16 protein-coding genes and 1 tRNA gene are annotated in these 17,607 nt (G+C 36.0%); 10 read left to right on the top strand and 7 right to left on the bottom strand.

The window, feature by feature from the left end; translation table 11 throughout:
- Positions 1-138: 138 nt before the first annotated feature.
- Positions 139-1,665, bottom strand: coding sequence for a hypothetical protein (locus EKL99_RS12650; protein ID WP_126462619.1), 1,527 nt, complete (start codon positions 1,663-1,665; stop codon positions 139-141).
- Between the two features lie 115 nt (positions 1,666-1,780).
- Here EKL99_RS12650 and EKL99_RS12645 point away from each other — a divergent pair, with 115 nt between their 5' ends.
- The 4 genes from EKL99_RS12645 (at position 1,781) to EKL99_RS12630 (ending at position 4,213) form a co-directional block, all read left to right on the top strand.
- Positions 1,781-2,218, top strand: coding sequence for a PaaI family thioesterase (locus tag EKL99_RS12645; protein WP_126462616.1), 438 nt, complete (start codon positions 1,781-1,783; stop codon positions 2,216-2,218).
- Positions 2,218-3,294, top strand: a complete 1,077-nt coding sequence (locus EKL99_RS12640) for a chorismate-binding protein (protein ID WP_126462613.1) — start codon at positions 2,218-2,220, stop codon at positions 3,292-3,294. The genes EKL99_RS12645 and EKL99_RS12640 overlap by 1 nt, the downstream gene beginning before the upstream one ends.
- Before the next feature lie 52 nt (positions 3,295-3,346).
- The gene (gene bshB1, locus EKL99_RS12635) at positions 3,347-4,063 is read left to right on the top strand and encodes a bacillithiol biosynthesis deacetylase BshB1 (protein WP_126554109.1); all 717 of its coding nucleotides are present in this window, start codon (positions 3,347-3,349) and stop codon (positions 4,061-4,063) included.
- A gap of 74 nt (positions 4,064-4,137) precedes the next feature.
- Positions 4,138-4,213 (top strand) — tRNA-His (locus EKL99_RS12630).
- Between the two features lie 104 nt (positions 4,214-4,317).
- On the opposite strand, the gene EKL99_RS12625 is transcribed toward EKL99_RS12630, so the two are convergent.
- Positions 4,318-5,523 (bottom strand): aminotransferase class I/II-fold pyridoxal phosphate-dependent enzyme, encoded by a 1,206-nt coding sequence (locus tag EKL99_RS12625; protein ID WP_126577065.1) that lies wholly within the window; start codon positions 5,521-5,523, stop codon positions 4,318-4,320.
- 280 nt (positions 5,524-5,803) lie between these two features.
- On the opposite strand from EKL99_RS12625, the gene EKL99_RS12620 reads away from it, so the two are divergent.
- The 3 genes from EKL99_RS12620 to lpdA all read left to right on the top strand — a co-directional run bounded on the left by EKL99_RS12620 (position 5,804) and on the right by lpdA (position 8,365).
- Positions 5,804-6,262 (top strand): Lrp/AsnC family transcriptional regulator, encoded by a 459-nt coding sequence (locus EKL99_RS12620; protein ID WP_126462604.1) that lies wholly within the window; start codon positions 5,804-5,806, stop codon positions 6,260-6,262.
- A 416-nt stretch (positions 6,263-6,678) separates the two neighbouring features.
- The gene (locus EKL99_RS14460) at positions 6,679-6,834 is read left to right on the top strand and encodes a hypothetical protein (RefSeq protein WP_156063275.1); all 156 of its coding nucleotides are present in this window, start codon (positions 6,679-6,681) and stop codon (positions 6,832-6,834) included.
- Positions 6,835-6,961: 127 nt separating this feature from the next.
- Positions 6,962-8,365 (top strand): dihydrolipoyl dehydrogenase, encoded by a 1,404-nt coding sequence (gene lpdA, locus EKL99_RS12615; RefSeq protein ID WP_126554111.1) that lies wholly within the window; start codon positions 6,962-6,964, stop codon positions 8,363-8,365.
- Between the two features lie 77 nt (positions 8,366-8,442).
- Here lpdA and EKL99_RS12610 read toward each other — a convergent pair whose 3' ends face one another.
- Both EKL99_RS12610 and EKL99_RS12605 read right to left on the bottom strand, forming a co-directional pair.
- Positions 8,443-8,823, bottom strand: a complete 381-nt coding sequence (locus tag EKL99_RS12610) for a DoxX family membrane protein (RefSeq protein ID WP_126462598.1) — start codon at positions 8,821-8,823, stop codon at positions 8,443-8,445.
- Positions 8,824-8,859: 36 nt separating this feature from the next.
- Complete coding sequence (locus tag EKL99_RS12605) at positions 8,860-9,264, bottom strand: VOC family protein (protein WP_126462595.1); 405 nt, start codon at positions 9,262-9,264, stop codon at positions 8,860-8,862.
- A gap of 142 nt (positions 9,265-9,406) precedes the next feature.
- Here EKL99_RS12605 and EKL99_RS12600 point away from each other — a divergent pair, with 142 nt between their 5' ends.
- From EKL99_RS12600 to EKL99_RS12590, 3 genes are read left to right on the top strand one after another with little or no spacing between them, the layout of a single operon-like run.
- The gene (locus tag EKL99_RS12600; protein ID WP_126462592.1) at positions 9,407-10,693 is read left to right on the top strand and encodes an anthranilate synthase component I family protein; all 1,287 of its coding nucleotides are present in this window, start codon (positions 9,407-9,409) and stop codon (positions 10,691-10,693) included.
- 27 nt (positions 10,694-10,720) lie between these two features.
- Positions 10,721-12,031, top strand: coding sequence for a tRNA lysidine(34) synthetase TilS (tilS, locus tag EKL99_RS12595; RefSeq protein WP_126462665.1), 1,311 nt, complete (start codon positions 10,721-10,723; stop codon positions 12,029-12,031).
- Entirely contained in the window at positions 12,031-14,064 is a 2,034-nt protein-coding gene (locus EKL99_RS12590) for a thioredoxin family protein (RefSeq protein ID WP_126577064.1), read from the top strand. Before tilS ends, EKL99_RS12590 begins: the two co-directional genes overlap by 1 nt.
- 172 nt (positions 14,065-14,236) lie before the next feature.
- On the opposite strand, the gene EKL99_RS12585 is transcribed toward EKL99_RS12590, so the two are convergent.
- From EKL99_RS12585 to EKL99_RS12575, 3 genes are read right to left on the bottom strand one after another with little or no spacing between them, the layout of a single operon-like run.
- Positions 14,237-15,310 carry an alanine/ornithine racemase family PLP-dependent enzyme gene (locus tag EKL99_RS12585; RefSeq protein WP_126462586.1) on the bottom strand — a complete coding sequence of 358 codons (1,074 nt, stop codon included), beginning with the start codon at positions 15,308-15,310 and terminating at the stop codon, positions 14,237-14,239.
- Positions 15,310-16,461, bottom strand: coding sequence for an alanine racemase (gene alr / locus EKL99_RS12580; RefSeq protein ID WP_126577063.1), 1,152 nt, complete (start codon positions 16,459-16,461; stop codon positions 15,310-15,312). The genes EKL99_RS12585 and alr overlap by 1 nt, the downstream gene beginning before the upstream one ends.
- Entirely contained in the window at positions 16,451-17,605 is a 1,155-nt protein-coding gene (locus tag EKL99_RS12575) for an amidohydrolase (RefSeq protein WP_126577062.1), read from the bottom strand. Before EKL99_RS12575 ends, alr begins: the two co-directional genes overlap by 11 nt.
- Positions 17,606-17,607 lie beyond the last annotated feature (2 nt).

Raw genomic sequence — 17,607 nt, 5'->3', positions numbered from 1 at the left:
ATTAAATTGGTTTTAAAATAGATTGGATTTTTGAGTAAAATTTTTGATAAAACTACTCTTTAAATCGGTGTATCAGGTTACTAAATAGTTAATTATAGGAGGCGTTTTGTCTTAGTTTGTGTTGTCATTCAAAGTTGTTTATTTTGGGAATACTTTGTTTTGATATGCGCCTAAATCGGGGGGTAAACTTCTGGTGTTTCCTGTAATATCTAACGGAATCAGGTATGCCGAATTCCCTTTTGCGAAAGCAGCCGAAGTTTCGTTAATATTAAATTTGTTCTGTGTTATATTAAAGAATTTTGGATCCTTGTTCAAAAGTATCGCATTGTAATGTGCCGTATCCGTACTGAATTGATAATCAGGATTCGTTGCAAATTGATTCGATGTGTTATCAAATTTAATCAGGCAATTATTAAATTGGTATTCAAAAGTGGCTCCCGTTTTCTTGTTTAAACTCATTTCGTTTGAATAGGAACCGTAAATAATGCAGTTGTTAAAAGTAGCTGCGGTTAAATCTTTAACTTCCGGAATTGCTCCCAAAATATAATTATTTATCAAAACCGCCACTTGTTGGGAACTGTTCCAGTTGTTATTGAAGGTTGAATGTGTAAAGGAATAATTTCCGCCATACGTACAGGCTAAACTGGCTAATCCGGCATTATTGATGACTATATTTTCTCCATTTATTTTTGCGGTCTGCGCCAAAATTCCAAAGGTACTGCTGTTGTAAATTTGAGTGTTTTTGATAGAAACTGTACTGCCATCATTATTTTGAATCAATAATCCGATAGTGGCATTTTTAATCGTCAGGTGATTCAATGTGTTATTCGTACTGCCATCAGTAAGCCAAATGGTTCCCCATTGTCCCGGAACATCCGAAAAATTAGTTTCTAAACGGTCGCCTTCAAAAATGACTTCGTTTTCCAGTTTATCCGTTATAGATACTGTTCCATTAATATTGATGGAGGCATCATTGGTTACTATAAGCCCAGAATTAGCATGGAAATGAACTCGGGTTCCCGCCTCAAAAGTGGCTGTTTTATTTGAAGGAACTGCTGCATATCCATAAATTACATAGGGTTTGTCATTGGTAAACTGTAATTCATTTCCATTTACAGGATCGTTTTCATCCAGATAAAAGCCATCTATTTTTTGGTCTCCAATAGGTAGTGTTTCAGTAGTTCCATTAGTAAAACGCTTTGGATAAAGAAAAACAGCGTCTTGAATGAGCGTTACCAGTTCTACATTTTGCCGGTTTTCGCCACTGTCAAACTGAATTTGATCGGTGTATAAAAAATCGTTTGGGTTAGCATCAGTACTATTTGCAGTGGTTTCTATGAAAATATACAAACTGTCTTTGGCTAAAAGAGCCACATTAGTAAAAATTTTACCTTCCGTTCCCTGCATTCCGTCAACGGTCATTCGGTATTTAGAACTTAATCCTTTTCCTAATTTAATGGTTGGAATGGTAATGTCATTTTTGCTTTTGTTGAATACTTTGAGTCGGTACGTGCTGGAACCAATGTTTGAAAAAACAGTGTCGAGATAAATAGTGTCTTTGGAAAAAGCTAAATCACCGGTGCTGGCTACGGTCTCAAAATCAGATCGGCAGGAACAAATGGAGAATACTATTCCAATAAAAAGCAGGACTATTTTGGCACGCATCTAGTTGTATTTTTTGTAAAAATAGGAAAAATCTATTTCGAAATCAGAATAACAATTGCAATTACTGTTTTGTGACTTATCTTTTATTTATTTTTACATTTCTAAAGCCAATAACATGACATTCGACAAAGAAAAAATACTTCAATATTGCAATCACATTTCTAAAAACACCTTAATGCAAACGTTGAATATTGAATATACTGATGCAGGAGAAGATTTTTTAGTAGCCACAATGCCTGTTAATCCATCCGTACATCAGCCAATGGGATTGTTGCATGGTGGTGCTTCTGTAGCTTTAGCAGAAAGTGTGGGCAGTGCAGCCTCAATGCTGTATGTGAATTCTGAGCTAAGTGAAGTGCGCGGAATCGAGATTTCAGCCAATCATTTGAAAGCAAAGCGGGACGGAATTGTAACGGCAACAGCTCGAATCGTGCACAAAGGACGAAGCATTCATCTTTGGGAAATACGAATTACGGATGAAAATAATACCTTAATATCGCTTTGTAAATTGACTAATATGATTTTGCCAAAAAGAAAAAGCGAAAACAAATAATGGAAGCAATTATAGCTAAAGCCAAAAAACAGTTTCAGGAAAAACTACCTTTTGTTTTGTATTGTAAGCCTGATTCAGCAGAAGTAATTGGTTTTTTTCAACAAAATGATACGGTATTTTCAGCTGTTGATTTTACCGAAAAAGGGTTTGTTTTTGCCTCTTTTGATGGAGCCAAAACGCATTTGATTCCTGAAAATGAATCGGAAATGGTGCGGGTTACTTTGAAAAAAAAAGAAAATGCTATTTCTAAAAATGAATTTACGATTGTAGATGCCTTGGCTAAAAATAATTTTGAAGCTTTAGTTTCCAAAGGGATCCAGTCCATAAAGAATAACGAATGTAATAAAGTAGTGCTTTCCAGAAAAGAAACCGTTGAAGTAGCAGATTTTGATTTGGTTTCCACTTTCGAAAAATTAGTACAGCTTTATCCTTCTACTTTTGTGTATTGTTTTTATCATCCAAAAATTGGAACTTGGTTGGGCGCTACACCGGAGCAATTACTGAAAGCAACTGAAGCCGTTTTTGAAACGATTTCTTTGGCGGGAACGCAGAAAGATTTGGGTTTATCCGAAATTACTTGGCACAAAAAAGAAAAAGAAGAACAGCAGTTTGTAACGGATTATATTGTTTCAAAACTGGAAAGTGTGGCTTCCGGAGTTTTGGTGACGGAGCCGTACAGCGTCAAAGCGGGAAGTATCTGGCATATAAAAACAGATATTTCTGGACGTTTAAATTCCGATTCCAGCTTGCAAAAAGTAATTCAGTTATTGCATCCCACACCTGCCGTTTGTGGATTGCCAAAAGAAAGTGCTAAGACTTTTATTCTAGAAAACGAGCAGTACGACAGGAGTTTTTACACCGGTTTTCTGGGGGAATTGAACAGCAGTTTCACGACCAATACCGTAAGTTCTGATTTGTTTGTAAATTTGCGGTGCATGCAAATTGATTTTGATTCGAATCTCGCATTGACTAGCGCATATTTGTATATGGGTTGTGGTATCACAAAAGATAGCGTCCCTGAAAAAGAGTGGGAGGAAAGCGTCCATAAATCAATGACAATGAAAAAAGTATTATAAATATTAGATGAAGGCGAGTTAGTATAACTTTAAATAAAATAAACAGAAAATAATGAAATTAGATATATTGGCTTTTGGTGCGCATCCTGATGATGTAGAGTTGGGTTGTGCGGGAACCATTTTAAAAGAAATGTCCTTAGGAAAAACAGTTGGGATTATTGATTTGACACGTGGCGAATTAGGGACTCGCGGTTCCGCTGATATCAGAGATCAGGAAGCGAATGCTGCTGCAAAAATATTGGGCGTTTCAGTGCGTGAGAATTTAGAAATGCGAGATGGCTTTTTTGTCAATGACGAAAAACACCAATTAGAAATTATACAAATGATTCGCAAGTACCAGCCGGAAATTATTCTATGCAATGCTATTGATGACCGCCATATTGATCATGCAAAAGGAAGTAAATTAGTGTCTGATGCTTGTTTTTTATCCGGGTTGATCAAGATAGAAACTTCATTAGCAGGCGAAAAGCAAGCGCCTTGGCGGCCAAAAATTGTCTACCATTACATTCAATGGAAAAATATAGAGCCGGATTTTGTAGTCGACATTACAGGTTTTACCGATAAAAAAATTGAAGCAATTTTAGCCTACAGTTCCCAGTTTTACGATGCCAACTCAAAGGAACCGGAATCCCCAATAACAAGCAAAAACTTTCTGGAAAGCCTGAATTATCGCTCCAGAGATTTAGGAAGGATTGCAGGACTGGATCATGCAGAAGGTTTTACGACTGAAAGATATTTGGCAGTCAATAGCTTAGCAGATTTGATCTAATTTTCATGTAATTTTTTGAAATAAATATTTGCAGAAATAAACTTATATCGTATATTTGCAACCGCTAAGCAAATGGTGGTTGTAGCTCAGTTGGTTAGAGCATCGGTTTGTGGTACCGAGGGTCGCGGGTTCGAGCCCCGTCTTCCACCCAGAAAGCAAAAGCTTCGAAGAAATTCGAAGCTTTTTTTGTGTTTTCTAGTTTTCCTTAAAAATGATACGCGGCTAAAGGATAATCATTCTATGACTATGGCTCCTTATTTTAGCAGATTCAATTCCATCATACAGACCTTCATACTTTGATACGTTCTTTCAATATCATTGTCTAATCCGATAGAAAACCGAATCAAACCGTCTGTCAATCCCATTTCAATTTGTTCCTCCAAAGGGATTTCGCTGGAAGTTGAGGTTCCCGGCGCGCTGAATAAGGTTTTATAAAAGCCTAAACTCACCGCCAGATACCCTAGATTTTTGGCCTGCATCAACTCCATCAAAGCATTGGCTTTCACCAAAGTTCCAACATCCAGCGTCATCATCCCGCCAAAACCATATTCAGGATTAATCATGCTTTTATAGATCTCATGACTGGGATGGCTTTTTAACCCCGGATAGACTGTTTTGATTTCGTCTTTTTCAAAACGTTCCGCCAGATACATCGCATTATGGCTGTGCTGTTTCATTCTGATGTGCAGCGTACGCAAGTTTTTCATCACACTGGCAGATCGCAGACTATCCATCGTTGGCCCCAATAACATGCTGGCTCCACTGTTTACATTTTTTAAACTATCAATAAATTCCTGAGAGGCGCATGTTACTCCGCCCACCGTATCACTGCTTCCGTTGATGTATTTTGTCAAACTGTGAATCACAATATCAGCTCCTAATTTAGCAGGCGAAACGGATAGTGGCGAAAAAGTATTATCAACAACTAATTTCAAATTATGTCTTTTTGCAATTTTTGATAAACCTTCAATATCAGCCACTTCCAATAAAGGATTGCTCACCGTCTCACAATACAAAACTTTAGTTTCAGCAGTAATAGCAGCCTCTACAACTTCAAGTTTTGTGATGTCAACAAATGTGGTTTTGATACCTAATCTAGGTGTAAAATTCTTCAGGAATGCATACGTTCCGCCATAAATGGTTCTGCTAGAAACAATATGGTCGCCGGAACCGCACAATTGCAACAAAGTAGGCGTAATCGCTCCCATTCCGGATGCCGAAACGTTCGCTGTTTCCGTGCCTTCCATGGCTGCCAAGGCTTTGTCCAGGTATAAATTACTCGGCGAGGAATGACGTGAATACAAATAACAGCCTTCCATATTGCCTTCAAAAGTATCGAACATCGTTTTTGCCGATAAAAAAGTGTAGGTTGAGGAGTCAGAAATAGAGGGATTCACACCACCAAATTCGCCAAAGTACTGCAAATCCTGAATGTTGTCTGCGGGATTGAAATTTTTCATAATTATTTTTTATTGTTATTTGAAGCTATTCCTGCTATTCACTCTATCTTTTACTTTTTAAAGAAAAAAGTAAAAGGATGCCGTTGCTATCAGGGCTTGGACATTCCGGTATGTCAAGAAATCCTATTCAAAACAAAATATTTTAAGATTAAAAATCAATAGTCTGTAGTTTTATTAGATTATAAAACTATATAACACTAAATAATTAATTTTTTTCACTAAATTAGTTCGGTAATCAGGATTTTTATAGATTATCTATCAATTTGAAATTTGCAACACAATGACATTAGATTCAACAGACAAAAAATTACTTTTTTTATTACAAAATGATAGTAAGAAAACAACCAAAGAATTGTCCTTAAAACTCAATCTTTCCGTTACTGCCGTTTATGAACGCATTAAAAAATTAGAAAGAGAAGGGGTTATTGACAAGTATGTTGCGTTGATTAATCGCTCCAAAGCCGAGAAAGGATTTGTGGTTTTTTGTCACCTCAAATTGATACAGCATACCAAAGAGTTTCTCACGAAGTTCGAAAGTGAAGTGGTGAAACTAAAAGAAGTTTTAGAATGTCATCATGTGAGCGGTGATTATGATTATATCCTGAAAATTGTGGTAAAAGATATGGAAGCTTATCGAGAGTTTTTAGTAACGAAACTAACGACATTACAACATATAGGAAGTACGCACAGCACATTTATGATTAGCGAAGTAAAAAGCACGACTGTCGTTGATATATAAATGTTGATTGTTTTAATGTCATTAAATTTAGAATAAATCAATTGCTCCATGAAAACTAAAGAAATTAGACAAAAGGGTATTGTGAATTTTGGAAAACTTATCCAGGATGATTCAAAATTAGTCGTTTTGGAAGGAATATTTGACGCTATTTTAAACTGAGAAAAAGCTTCCCTAGTTTCGGATAATCAGTATCAAAAAGTGGAAGAAGCCAGAACCGTCTATCATTCCGGGAATAGTTTATCAACTTCTTGGGAAGATTTGGAGAAGCAATTAAATGCTAAATATGGTTTTTAAAATAGTTATTTCAAAATTAGCAGAAATTGAAATAATTGAGGCTATTGAAATTTATAAAAGTAGAAAAAGGGATTAGGGAAAGTTTTTTTGTTTACCTGAAAGGATATTTAAAAATATTAAAAATGAATCCTGAACTATTCCCACTAAAAAAAGAACCGTTTTTCAGAGAATTATCCTTTAAAAAATTCCCTTTTGTAATTATTTATGAAGTATTTAATGATGAAATTATTATTTACTCTGATTTTCATACTTATAGAGATCCTTCTAAAAAGCCATAAATAATTTTTTGATGAATATTGGTTATGTCATTTTCATAACAAAAAACCTTCTGAATTAAACTTCAAACAAAACTTAATTCCTTAATTTTGTGGAACATTTTATAAAAACACAATAAAAAAAAATACTATGAGTTCATTTGACGTAGTCATTATAGGTTCTGGACCAGGCGGATATGTATCAGCAATTCGTTGTGCACAACTGGGTTTTAAAACAGCAATTATCGAAAAATATTCCACTCTTGGAGGAACTTGCCTCAATGTTGGTTGTATTCCTTCAAAAGCACTGCTTGCTTCTTCTCATCATTACAGTGAAATTGCACATTTTGCAGATCACGGAATTGAAGTTTCCGGGGAAGTAAAAGTAAACCTTGAAAAAATGATTGCGCGCAAACAAGCAGTTGTAGATCAGACTTCTGGTGGTGTGAAATTTTTAATGGACAAAAATAAAATTACAGTTCTGGAAGGATTGGGTTCATTTGTTGATGCTACGCATGTTGCGGTGGCAAAAGCAGACGGAACTTCTGAAACTATCGAAGCCAAAAACATCATTATCGCTACAGGTTCAAAACCATCTTCTTTGCCTTTTATCAAAATTGATAAAGAAAGAATCATCACTTCTACCGAAGCATTGAAACTTAAAGAAGTACCAAAACATTTAGTAATTATTGGTGGTGGAGTTATCGGGATCGAATTAGGTCAAGTGTATTTGCGATTGGGATCACAAGTTTCTGTTGTAGAATATTTAGACCGAATTATTCCTGGAATGGATGCTTCATTGTCTAAAGAATTGACTAAAGTATTAAAAAAACAAGGCATGAAATTCTATGTTTCACACAAAGTGAAATCCGTAGAACGAAATGGTGAAGGCGTTGTAGTTCAAGCTGAAAATACAAAAGGAGAAACAATTACGCTGGAAGGGGATTATTCCTTAGTTTCTGTAGGTCGTCGTCCGTATACTGACGGATTAAATGCTGATAAAGCAGGTGTGAAAATCTCAGATAGAGGAATGGTAGAAGTAAATGATCATTTGCAAACTTCAGTTCCTACTATTTATGCAATTGGCGATGTGGTGCGTGGCGCAATGTTAGCACACAAAGCAGAAGAAGAAGGAGCCATGGTGGCTGAAATATTAGCAGGTCAAAAACCACATATCGATTATAATTTGATTCCCGGAGTTGTGTACACTTGGCCAGAAGTGGCTGCTGTAGGACAAACAGAGGAGCAATTGAAAGCTTCCGGAGTTGAGTATAAAGCAGGAAGTTTTCCTTTCAAAGCTTTAGGACGCGCAAGAGCTGGTGGAGATTTAGACGGATTTGTAAAAATTCTTGCTGATGCAAAAACAGATGAAGTACTAGGCGTTCACATGATTGGGGCTCGTTGTGCGGATTTAATTGCTGAAGCAGTAGTTGCAATGGAATTCAAAGCCTCTGCTGAAGATATTTCCAGAATGTCTCATGCTCATCCAACATTTGCAGAAGCGATCAAAGAAGCAGCACTAGCCGCTACTGACAATAGAGCGTTGCATGTGTAATTAAAGAATAAATTTTTGCTTTAGAATAAAGAAACCCGCTACATTGAGCGGGTTTTTTTGTTATGAGGTGCACTTATTTAGTCTTTAGCAATAAATAAACTTTTATAATTGTTCCAATGGTTAAAAATTAGAAACATATTTCCCAAGAATAAGAAAAGGGCAGTAGGAATTCCCTCTGGAGACAAGAAAAAATTTATGAATAAAATGTTGATGGTTATTGGTAAAATCAAAATACTGGCAAGAGTAACATAACGCCCTGTCAAAAAGGCTAGGCCACATAACAACTCAATAGACTTGGCTAATGGCATAATGTAAGTAGAGGCAACCAAGCCCACATTAAAAGCCTTGAAATTTCCGGTAACCTCCGGTTCTGGAGCTAGTTTCAGAAAAAAACTAATTGATGCATAAAGAAGCAAAATTCCAATTAAAGTTCGGATAATAATAATTACAATTTTCATAGTATATGGTTTTATTGGTTACATATTTGAGAATAATTATTGGGGAATTGCACGTTCATCCATACACATAATTTCCCATTGGTGTCCGTCCAAATCCGCAAAACCATGGGCATACATCGATCCGTGATCTTGTGGCTCCATATACGTTGTACCACCCGCAAATATCGCTTTTTGTACTATTTCGTCCACTTTTTTTTTGCTTTCAACATCTATTGCGATTAATACTTCGGTATTTTTATGGGCATTGCAAATTTCTTTTTTGGTAAAGTCTCTAAATCGTTGCTCAGTAAGCAGCATCACAAAAATGTTTTTTCCTGTAATCATGCAAGTGGCTTGTTCATCAGTAAATTGAGGATTGAAAGAAAATCCGAGTTGTGTAAAAAAAACAATGGATTTTTTAAGGTCTTTAACTGCTAAATTAAGGAAAATTTTTGAAGCCATAACGGGAATGATTAAACGATTAAAAAAATCCAAAATTGATCACGCACTACCAAATTTACAAAAAAATAAGCTAATTTTAGCATAACCAGTTATTGAAGAATTTTTTTTGTTGTAATTTTGAATTTTTAAACATTAAAACTTTTTGAGAACTTCAATTTATAAGTCTATTTCTGATTCAAAATTGTTCAAACAACAACTTTTACTTTGGTCACAACAATTTCGTGAAGTTGTTTTTATGGATAGTAATGAGTATCCGCAACAGTACTCCAGTTGCGATTGTATTCTTGCCGTAGATGCTTTTACCTCCATCAAAACAGATGTTTACAATGCCTTTGAGGATTTGAAACAGTACCAGCAAAATACGAAAGACTGGCTTTTTGGTTATTTATCGTATGATTTAAAAAATGATATTGAGCAGTTGCAATCTGCTAATTTTGACGGGCTGGATTTTCCGGATTTGTATTTTTTCCAACCTAAGAAACTGTTTTTATTGAAAGGAAATCAACTCGAAATTCAATATCTCAATATGTGTGTGGAGGAAGTGGAGGCAGACTTTAAAGAAATTAGTGTTCAGTGTTCAGCGTTGAGCGTTCAAAATTCACAAATAACGATCCAACAACGGATTCCGAAAGAGAATTATCTTCAAAAAGTTTCAAAAATATTGGAACACATTCATCAGGGCGATATTTATGAAGCCAATTTCTGTATGGAATTTTTTGCTGAAAATGCAACGATTGATCCCATAGAAAAATTTATAAAACTCAACGAAATTTCTCAGCCGCCATTTGCCGTTTTTTTTAAAAACAACAATCACTTTTTACTTTCGGCGACACCGGAACGTTATTTAAGGAAAGAAGGAGAACTTATTATTTCGCAACCGATTAAAGGAACTGCAAAACGATTTTCAGACCCAATTGAAGATGAAAAATCGAAAATGCAATTGGCTTTAGACCCAAAAGAACGAGCCGAAAATATTATGATTACGGATTTAGTGCGCAATGATTTGTCTCGAACAGCACAAAAAGGATCCGTTGAAGTACAAGAGTTGTGTACAATTTATTCTTTTTTGCAAGTGCATCAGATGATATCAACGGTTACGTCAAAGTTAGAGGCGCACTATTCTATAGTAGATACTTTAAAAACAACTTTCCCAATGGGAAGTATGACGGGTGCACCAAAGATTTCGGTGATGAAAATAATTGAAAAACTCGAAGAAACAAAACGCGGTTTATATAGCGGTGCTGTGGGGTATTTTACACCAAATGGTGATTTCGATTTTAATGTAGTTATCCGAAGCATTTTGTACAATCAAGAAAAAAAATATGTTTCTTTTTCAGTTGGAAGCGCTATCACGTCGCCATCAATTCCTGAAAAGGAGTATGAAGAATGTTTGCTTAAAGCAAAAGCGATGCGAGAAGTTTTAAGTTAAATCAAAATGAATGAATTAAATTTGAATATGCTACAGAAATTCCAAAACCATCTTCTTCATAATTTCCAGTTCTTGAACGGAAAAAAAATACTTCTTGCTACAAGTGGCGGGAAAGACAGTATGGTATTGGTGCATTTGTTTCAGCAATTGAAATATACAATAGGAATGGCCCATTGTAATTTTCAATTGCGTGGAATGGAAAGTTTTGAAGACCAAAATTTTGTCCAGGAATATGCTGCGGCAAATGCTATTCCAGTATTTATAACACAATTTGACACCAAAGCTTTTTCTGAAGATTATAAAATTTCGACACAAGTTGCAGCCCGCGAGTTGCGATATAACTGGTTTTATGAGTTATTAGAGACTGAAAAATTCGATTATATTCTCACAGCACATCATGCCGATGATAATTTGGAAACGTTCCTAATCAATCTGAGTCGTGGAACAGGATTAGAAGGTTTGACAGGAATTCCGGAGCAGAACGATAAAGTAATTCGCCCACTTTTGGCCTTTAACCAAAAAGAAATGGAAGATTATGCCAAATTAAATAACATTAAATGGCGCGAGGACAGCAGTAATGCATCCGATAAATACCTTCGGAATAAAATTCGGCATCATCTGGTTCCGATGTTAAAAGAATTGAATTCTAATTTTCTTTCCTCGTTTCACAAAACACAACTGTATTTGCAAGACGCGCAAGTTATGGCTGAAGATGCTTCAATTATGATTTATCAGCAAGTGGTAAAGCAAGAGAATGAGACTATTTATTTTGATTTAAAAAAACTAAAAAAATTACCCAATTACAAATCTTATTTGTACCAATGGCTGAAAGAATTTGGATTCAAAGCTTGGGATGATATTTATGATTTGGTTGATAGTCAATCTGGGAAACATGTTTTTTCTCCAGAATATAGAGTATTAAAAGACAGGGATTACTTAATCCTAAGTCCGATAAATTTCGTAAATGTAAAGGACAAATATTTTATAGATGAAAATCAAAAAGAAGTTAATATTCCCTTAAATCTTACGTTTTGCAAAGTAGCCGACATTGGTATCGTTTCAAATAAAACTATCTTTGTAGATGGTGATAAAGTGCAGTATCCATTAATTTTACGCCATTGGAACGAAGGCGATAGTTTTCAGCCTTTTGGGATGAACGGTAAGTCAAAGAAAGTGAGCAAGTTTTTTAAAGATGAAAAATTATCCTTGCTAGAAAAAGAAAATTCTTGGCTTTTATGTTCGAATGATGAAATAGTCTGGATAATTGGTCTACGTCAGGATGAACGCTTTAGAATAGACAACACAACTAAAAATATACTTAAAATACAATCAGAATAATGAAGAAATTACTATTTATACTTATTGCTTTTTTGGCTTTTGCCAATGGAAATGCCCAGATTCTGGATCCCGCCAAATGGACAACAAAAATAGAAAAAAAATCGGACACTAATTATATTCTTACTTTTAATGTTGTTATAGAAAAGGATTGGCATTTGTATTCTCAATTTACTCCAGACGGAGGGCCGTTGCCACTGGAAATCATTTTCAAAAATCAAAAAGGAAACTTCACTTTAGTGGGCAAAGCCAAAGAAAGTAAAACGAGAACCGCTTACAATGATATATTTGAAGTTAACGAAACATTCTTCGAAAAGAAAGGTCAAATCCAGCAGGAAATTACACTAACAAATCCTAAGCTGACTGAAATTAAAGTCGATTTCAATTACCAGGTGTGCAAAGATGTTTGTATTAACATGGAGAAGAATTTTACGTTTAAAATTCCTTCGGCATCAAAAATAGCAGAAATAGCTGCTGTAGTCCCCGTTTTACCGGTGATAGATACGGCTAAAGTTGATACAGCAGCTGTAAGTCCGGATGTAAATAACGAAGAAACAGTTACTCCTGAAAAAGTCGTTCCTCTAGACTCTGAACCAGCTACAAAAAGAGGATTATGGTCTATTTTCTTCATTGCTTTTTTATCTGGATTTGCCGCATTGCTTACGCCTTGTGTCTTCCCAATGATTCCTATGACAGTCAGTTTTTTTACTAAACAAAGCAAAACAAAAGCAAAAGGGATTAGTAATGCCATTATTTATGGAGTAGCTATCATATTCATTTATGTGGTTTTAGGATTCTTAGTGACGTGGATTTTTGGTGCCGATGCGCTGAATGCGTTGTCCACGAATGTTTGGTTCAATATTATTTTCTTTGTTTTGTTAGTCACTTTTGCAGCTTCATTTTTGGGTGGTTTTGAGATTATGCTGCCTAATTCTTGGGCAAATAAAGTGGATAATCAAGCGGATAGAGGTGGGATAGTTGGAATTTTATTCATGGCTTTGGCGTTAGCGATTGTCTCGTTTTCGTGTACCGGACCGATTGTAGGAACCCTATTAGTCGAAGCGGCTTCTAAAGGCGGAATAGCTCCAATTGTGGGTATGTTTGGGTTTTCATTGGCTCTAGCCTTACCCTTTATGTTGTTTGCGATGTTCCCGGGTTGGTTGAATTCATTGCCAAAATCCGGTGGTTGGTTGAATACAGTTAAAGTAGTTTTAGGCTTTTTAGAATTGGCTTTGGCATTTAAATTTTTGTCGAATGCTGATTTGGTTTTGCAATTGCATTTCTTGGAAAGAGAAGTGTTCTTGGCAATATGGATCGCTATTTTTGGAACATTGGCCTTTTATTTATTCGGAAAAATTACGTTGCCGCACGATAGCCCGATGACACATATTTCAGTAGGACGACTGTCCTTTGGATTAGTAGTTTTGGCCTTTACCATCTATTTGATTCCTGGGATTTGGGGAGCGCCATTAAAATTAATTTCTGGTTTCCCGCCGCCAATGACCTATAGCGAAAGTCCTTACGGAGTAGGAAACTCCCAAGGTGGCTCAAATGCATCTGCCCAAATTTTGCCGGAAGGCGCACATTTAGGGCCACATGATCTTATTGCTTTTGATAATTATGAAAAAGGATTGGCTTATGCCAAATCAGTAAACAAACCTATTTTACTTGACTTTACGGGTTATGCCTGTGTGAATTGTAGAAAAATGGAAGATTATGTGTGGTCAGATCCTGCGATTTTAAAAATATTACAAGAAGAAGTGGTTTTAATATCTTTATATGTTGATGATAAAAGAGAATTGCCAAAAAGTGAGCAATACGTATCTAAAGAAACGGGCAAAGAAATTGTAAGCGTGGGTAATAAATGGAGCGATTTCCAAATTACAAGGTACAAAGCCAATGCGCAACCGTATTACATTGTTTTAGATGTAGAAGAGAATATGCTGTCTGATAAACCAGAAAGTTATAACTCAGATATCAATGCCTACAAAGGATGGTTAAGAGAAGGAATTGATAGATTTAAAAAGGTAGAATAACAGGTACGTCTGGAAAAATACTAGATCTAATATTAAACACGAATTGCACTAATTCCTACGATTCAATTCGTGGAAATTCGTGTAATTTGTGTTTATATTTAATACTATAGACTTAATTTACTCGGTTTTGATGCGTGAGATGCGTATACAAGGTAGGGTATAAAATTGCCTTTTATTCGATTATTTTCTCGATATAAGCAGAATTTAAAAGGTACAATGCGCCCATGTATCGTATTTTGAACGCCACTAAATCCCCAATTTTATAATTTTTTTTAGAATTTGAAATGTCTATAACCAGCATGTCAGAACTGGCGTCTACTATAGTGATATCCGTATCATCAGATTCGATGTATTGTGGTTGCATGTCTAACAAACCAATGTCTAGAATAGCTCTAAGGGAAGTATCGCCTAAATCAGTGACAGCATCCATCGAAAAGGAGTTTCCGGCTACATTCTCGCCTAACTCCCCTGTTGGTGTATTTGGTTTTTCTGTAATTTCGATGATTTCAGCGTATAATTTGAAAACATCATTGTGCATTCCTTCTATGGTATTTCCTGTAAACAAATCTTTCCCGAAAAATAGGGCTTCCCCTATTCGAAAATGATTCACGGCCATTGGTCGGGCATTTTTTAGGAGTAGCGGTACAGTAACAGAAGTTCCTCCGGAGACAAATGGAATACTGATATTGAATTTAGCTTCAATTAGCTGTTTGTATAAGCTCAATTGAATCAATTTGTCCTGCGTGGGCATTACACCGCTAAGGCAATTGAAATTGGTACCAATTCCAGAGATTTCAATATTAGGCATTTTTAGAATTGTGCCATAAAAGTCGATCAATTCTTCACCCATTACACCTTCACGAAGGTCTCCCATTTCAATCATAATGATGATTTTATGGGTCTTGTTTTGTTTTACGGCTTCCTCTGAAAGTAATTGTATGGTATAGATTTCAGTATTAAAACTGATGTCAGCATACCGCACAATACTTTCAATACTTCGTTTAGCAGGTGGTTTAATATACACGGTTTGAATTTCCGGATCCAAGGCTTTAATTTTTTTCAAATTACTTACTCTGGAATCATGAATTTCACGTACTCCTAAAGCGATGATTTCTTTGAGATAAATTTTATTTCCACACAATAGTTTGGAAACCACTCCCCATTGTATATTTCTGGATTTAAAAATAGTATCCAGAAAGGCATAATTTTCTTCAAGTTTTTTGCGATATAGTTTTATAAAAGCCATTATTCTATGATTTTACGTGGAATTGATTTGGAAATCCGAGTTAATAATTCGTAATTGAGTTGGTTGCTGAAATCACTAAAGGAAGCTACAGAAACGGATAGCTCTTTTTGTGTGCCTATCAAGACCACTTCATCTTCTTTTTTTGCCATGTCGATATCAGTAACATCGACAGTCATCATGTTCATGTTTACGGAACCCACTACAATACAGCGTTGTCCATGAATAAGTACACGACCTTGGTTGCTCAACGAGCGACTGTATCCGTGGCAGTAACCAATAGGGATAACAGCAATTTTCATTTTTCTTTTGGCCATAAAACTGGTTCCATACCCAATGAAATCACCAATATTTACTTTCTTTACGCTCATTATAGCACTTTTCCAAGTGATAACGCGTTGCAGCGGATCTATTTTATTTTTTTTAGAATTGAGATAGGTAACAAATACTTCCGGACTGGACCACAATCCGTATTGCATTATTCCGATTCGCACCATATCCATTCTGGTTTGTGGAAACATTATTGATGCTGCAGAGCAAGCAGAATGTCTCATTTGTGGCTTCAGATCATTTTTACAAAAAAAGGCATAAATTTCTTCAAACTTCTTGATTTGCTGATCCACTCTGTAATAATTAGCGATACTTTCGGCCCCGGCATAATGAGTACAAAGCCCTTTGAAAGATAGATGTTGTTCTTCTCTCTTTAAAAAAGTAATAACAGTATTCAGTTCGTTTTTGTCAAAACCAGTTCGGTTCATTCCGGTTTCTACTTCAATGTGCAGAATTGCTTTTTTTTCGAGTTTTTTAGCTGTTTTCATAGCTTTCGTCAGTCGAGTTTTATCAAAGACAAAAAATTCAATATCATTTTTGATTACCCATTCCATATCTTCATCCTGAACGAGTCCCATAACCATAATAGTTGCTTTGTCCTGTAGTGTTGTTTTTACGACTTTGGCTTCCTGAACATCAAAAACAGAAAAATGAGTTACACCACATTGAAAAGCCATAGCCACAAACGGCTGTACTCCATGACCATACGCATTTCCTTTTACGACAGAGGAAATCAGTACTTTTTTTCCAAAGATCTTTTTTAGAAAATCGATGTTCTTTTGATACGCGGAGCGATTAAGCTCTATTATTGAGTTAGTGTGCATTTGTAATTTGTTTGCTGATGTGATGAAAAACAGCCACTCCAGTTGCTATAATTTCGTCAGGAAAATCATAATCAGGATTGTGTAGTGCGGCAGTGTTTACCCCAGCTCCCAGTCCGAACATGGCGCCGGGATAGTGCTGTGTGAACAAACCAAAATCTTCGCCCCAAGTGAATGGTTTCTCTTTTTCGAATAGTTCAAAACCATTAATTTCTGCTGCCTTTTTGATGAATGCTACAGCAGTTTTGTCATTCTCATTGGCTTGGAAACTTTGTGTCCATTGCGTTTTACACTTCAGTTGATATTCTTTTGCGATTGATTGGGCTGCATTTTCTAAAGCTATTTCGATCTTTCTCATCTGTAAATTGCTATCACTTCGTACTGTAAAATGAATTTCTCCCGCACCAGCTGCTACACCATATGCTTTTTTACCTATTTTGGTATAAATGGGAGTTATCTGGCAATAGTTTTCTTTGGTAATATCGGTCTGAATAGTAGCATTAAATTGATTGATAATGGCGGCTATTGCCAGAGTAGGATTAATTCCTCTTTCAGGTTCACCGGCATGGGCTGTTTTTCCTTTTAATTTTATGATAATGCTATTTACGGCGCAGGTAAAAGTTTCGTTTTTTACTACAATTTGATGCATTGGAAACCCTGGTAAATTGTGCAGCGCAAAGACGTAATCAGGTTGAATCAAAGTGAATTTAGTATCTGAAAACACCTTTTGAGCACCACTACCATCTTCTTCAGCCGGTTGAAACAGCAAAATGACGGTTCCAGAGTCCGGTTTGTTCTGATGCAATTCAGCTGCCAAACCACAAAGAATAGCCATGTGTCCATCATGTCCGCATTTGTGTGAGACACCATCAATTAGTGAACGATGTTCAAAACGATTCGTTTCTTCAATTGGCAAAGCATCTAATTCACATCGGAATAATACTGTTTTTCCATTTTTTTTACCTTTATAAATTGCAACCACACCAGTTGTTCCTACTCCGGTAATCAATTCATCCGGAGGGTAATTTTCGAGAAAAGATAGGACGCGTTTTGCTGTTTGATTTTCTTTACCCGAAACCTCTGGGTGTTTGTGAAGCTCCTTTCGTAACCGTACAAGTGTCTCGATGGACGGGTTTGAGTTTTCCATTT

Origin of the sequence: Flavobacterium sp. ZB4P23 (assembly GCF_003970375.1) — a bacterium.
Classification (GTDB): domain Bacteria; phylum Bacteroidota; class Bacteroidia; order Flavobacteriales; family Flavobacteriaceae; genus Flavobacterium.
Note: the sequence above shows the minus strand (reverse complement) of the source record. Positions and strands in the feature narration are given on the sequence as shown.